Source organism: Cupriavidus sp. FW305-26, from assembly GCF_058787975.1.
In genome coordinates this window covers 1-3,581 of the sequence record NZ_JBYTAH010000147.1, presented here as the reverse complement: position 1 = coordinate 3,581, position 3,581 = coordinate 1, and the positions used below count along the sequence as shown (strand labels likewise).

General features: G+C 69.3%; 4 protein-coding genes and 1 pseudogene. All 5 read left to right on the top strand.

All coding sequences use genetic code 11. From position 1 onward, the window contains the following. Window positions 1-309, top strand: a 309-nt coding sequence (locus AC3WQZ_RS35510; protein WP_492302144.1) for a GTP-binding protein, incomplete at its 5' end; no start/stop codon positions are given. A 610-nt stretch (window positions 310-919) separates the two neighbouring features. Beyond that, window positions 920-1,339 carry an RNA polymerase-binding protein DksA gene (dksA, locus tag AC3WQZ_RS35505; RefSeq protein ID WP_492302142.1) on the top strand — a complete coding sequence of 140 codons (420 nt, stop codon included), beginning with the start codon at window positions 920-922 and terminating at the stop codon, window positions 1,337-1,339. Window positions 1,340-1,570: 231 nt separating this feature from the next. After that, window positions 1,571-2,839 carry a GTP-binding protein gene (locus AC3WQZ_RS35500; RefSeq protein ID WP_058698551.1) on the top strand — a complete coding sequence of 423 codons (1,269 nt, stop codon included), beginning with the start codon at window positions 1,571-1,573 and terminating at the stop codon, window positions 2,837-2,839. Next, a complete protein-coding gene (locus AC3WQZ_RS35495) occupies window positions 2,772-3,230 on the top strand; it encodes a hypothetical protein (protein WP_081050360.1) in 459 nt (152 codons plus the stop codon). Before AC3WQZ_RS35500 ends, AC3WQZ_RS35495 begins: the two co-directional genes overlap by 68 nt. A gap of 159 nt (window positions 3,231-3,389) precedes the next feature. After that, a pseudogene (locus tag AC3WQZ_RS35490) lies at window positions 3,390-3,581 on the top strand (hypothetical protein); the annotation flags it as partial.

Sequence of the window (3,581 nt, the reverse complement as noted above, 5' to 3'; positions counted from 1 at the left end):
CACCACCACCATACCGACCGCATTGCGTCGTTCGTCTTCCGCAGCGACAAGCCCTTCCACTACGGCAAGCTGGAGGAATTCCTGTCCGGCATCCTGGCCGTATACGGGGAAAAACTGCTGCGCTACAAGGGCGTACTATATATGGACGGTGTGGACCGCAAAGTGGTGTTCCAGGGGGTCCACCAGCTGATGGGCAGCGACATCGGCGCCAAGTGGGAGGAAGAGACCCCGGGCACGCGCATGGTGTTCATCGGCGTGGACCTGCCCCGCGACGCCATCCTCAAGGGCCTGGAGAACTGCCTGGCCTGAGTGCGCCAGTCGCCCCATCGGCGACGCCCCCTCGAACCCCGCTCCGCGGCCGCCCCCCGTTCGGGGTACCGGGGAAATACCGAAGCGCCAGCCGGTTTTCCCCGTATCTCGGAAAAATTTGTTCAAGTACAATAGGCCGGATTTGATACCGGTGGCGCACCTTTTTCCCGCTGCCGGCATTTGGTCCATCGGATCTGGTGGACTTGCAGGGCGGCGGTTGTCGTCAGCATGAGGCAGGCCGCCGGCAGGTGCGGTCGCAGTGCTTCGTGCGGAGACCGCCTTTTTCCGCCTGGGGTGCCCCGACGCGCGCCGTCACTGACTGACGCGAGAGAGAGGTGTCCCCATGACAGCCGCAACGAAGACGAAAGAAAGCCGCAGCAAGACTGGTACTGCAGCGGCAGAGACGCTCAAGGCGCAGCCTGTGAAGGCAGCGCCCGCTCCCCGCGGCAGTACGGCGAACGCCGAAGCGGGCGCAACGAAGGGAGGCCCGCGAAGCAGCAAGACTGCAGCCAGCCAGAGTGAAACAACCGAGGCGCGCAAGCGCGCGGACAGCGCACCCGAGCGGACCCGGACGCCGCCGGCCGCATCAACAAGAGAATCAGCAGCAACCATGAGCAGCAACAAACTTCTGACTGAAGCTGAAATCCTGAAGATGAGCGACAAGGAATACATGAACGAAGCGCAGCTCGCCTTCTTCAAGCACCGTCTTGAGCAGCTGCGCGACGAAATCCTGAAGAACGCTGACCAGACCACGGAACACCTGCGCGAAACGGTCATCGTGCCGGATCCGGCCGACCGTGCCACCATCGAGGAAGAGCATGCGCTGGAACTGCGCACGCGCGACCGCGAACGCAAGCTGCTGAAGAAGGTGGAGCAGTCGCTGCAGCGCATCGAGTCCGGCGACTACGGCTGGTGCGAGGAAACCGGCGAGCCGATCGGCGTGCCGCGCCTGCTGGCCCGTCCCACCGCCACGCTGTCGCTGGAAGCGCAGCAACGCCGCGAACTGCGCCAGAAGCTGTTCGGCGACTGATACGCCGCGCGCCGGCACGGACGGTGCGGCAGGCGTAACGTGACGGCCCGGTTACCCGGGCCGTTTGCTTTGGCGGGCCGCGTCCGCCTTGTCGTGCCGTCGCCACGGCCTACCATTGAGAATCGTCCGGCTGTTGCCGCCCCGGCCTTTCTGGTAAATTCGCAACCTTGTTGCAACAACGCGCCCCTCGCCTGGGCTGCGTAGTCCCTCGTCACTTCCATCTCTCCTGCCATGGCTGATCGCCTGCCCGTCACCGTGCTGTCCGGCTTCCCCGGCGCCGGCAAAACCACGCTGCTGAACCACCTGCTTGCGCACAGCGCGGGCCGGCGCCTGGCCGTGCTGGTCTGCGGGCCGCAGCATGGGCAGGCGCTGGCGCCGCTGCCGCCCGGTTGCGAGGCCACGCTGCTGCCCGTGGGCGACGCCCTGCTCGGCGAAGCCGCCCGGCTTGCCGCCGAGCGCCGCTTTGACTCGCTGCTGATCGAAGCCGACGGCCTGGACGAGCCGCTCGCGATTGCCGAAGGCTTCCTGTTCGAGGCCGAGCATGGCGCCGGGCCCGACGCGGCGGTGCAACCCGACACGCTGGTGACGGTGATCGATGCCGCCACCTTCCTGCGCGACCTCAACGAGGCCGAGTTCCTGGCCGACCGCGGGCTGGCGCCGGCCACGGACGATGACCGGACCGTGGCTGAAGTGCTGGTGGCGCAGGTCGAATGCAGCGACGTGATCGTGCTGAACAAGGCCGACCTCGCCAGCGCGGCCGAACTGGCGCGGCTGCACGCCGTGCTGCAGGCGCTGAACCCGCGTGCCGATATCGTCGAAGCCAGCTTTGGCAAGGTCGCGCCCGAGCGCGTGCAAGGCACCGGCCGCTTCGACTTCGAAGCCGCCGCGGACGCACCGGGCTGGCTCGCCGCGCTGCGCGGCGAGTTGCCGGCTGCCGACGCCAGCGGCGTCTCCACGCTGGTCTACCGCCGCCGCCGCCCGTTCCACCCGCAGCGCTTCGCCGACCTGATCCATACCGAATGGCTGCGCGAGCACGGCAGCGTGCTGCGTTCCAGGGGCCTGTTCTGGCTGGCCAGCCGCATGGACACCGCGGGCGACTGGAACCAGTCCGGCGGCGTCTGCCGCCATGGCGGCGCCGGCGCCTGGTGGGCCGCGCTGGATCCGGCCGAATGGCCGGCCGACAGCGCCGAACGCGCCGAAGTCGAAGCCGACATGCAGGTCGACGGTGCCCCGGCAGCCTTCGGCGACCGCCGCCAGGAACTGGTGCTGACCGGCCTGGACCTGGACCATGCGGCGCTGCAGGCCCGGCTCGACGCCTGCCTGCTGACCGATGCCGAGATGGCCGCGGGCGCGGAAGCCTGGGCGGGCTATGCGGATCCCTTCCCCGCCTGGGTCGACGACTTTGACGACGACCACGATCATGACCATGGCGATGATTGCGGCTGCGGCGATCCCGACCACCACCACGGCAACCACGCCGGCCATCCGCATGCGCACTGACTGGTTCGCCCGCCTGCGCGCGCATGGCCCGGGCCTCTGGTCCGCGCTGTGGCTGACGCTATGCCTGCTGCTGGCGCAGCACGCCGGGCTGACCCACCGCATCGTGCATGGCGGCCTGCTTGCGCCGTCGGCCTCCGTGACAACGGCCGACGCCGCCTCGGCCAACGACCCCGAGCCGCACCCGCTGGCGCAGAAATTCAGCGGCCACTCGTGCGTGCTGTTCGATGGCGCCACGGTTGCCGACACCCTGTGCGGCAAGCTGCCGCTGCCGCAGCTTGCCTTTGGCAAACCGGTCAAGCCGGCCAACCTGGCCTGGCGCTGGCCCGACCTGCCCGCCACCCACCCCTTCCAATCGCGCGCGCCGCCGGCGCCTGCCATCGCCCTCGCCTGATCCGGGAAGCGGCCCTCGCCGCGCACCCGGCCTGACCAATTCCGAGCTGAACGCCTGCCCATTCCGGCTGCGCGGCCACGCCCATCGCGGGCGGCCGGCGCAGTGCCGGACAGCTGCCGTGCCAGCCGGGCCGATTGCCATTGCCTCACTCCGCGCGCCATGTCGAAGAATCGTTACACCGCACCAACCAGCGCACCGCGCCTGACCCCGCTGGCGGCCCTTGCCGCGTCCCTCACCGCCACCATGGCCACCGCCTTCGTCGCGCCCGCCGCGCTGGCACAGGCCACGGCACCTGCCGCCGACAGCGCACCCGCCACGGCCACGGCCACGGCCACGGCCACCGCCACCGCC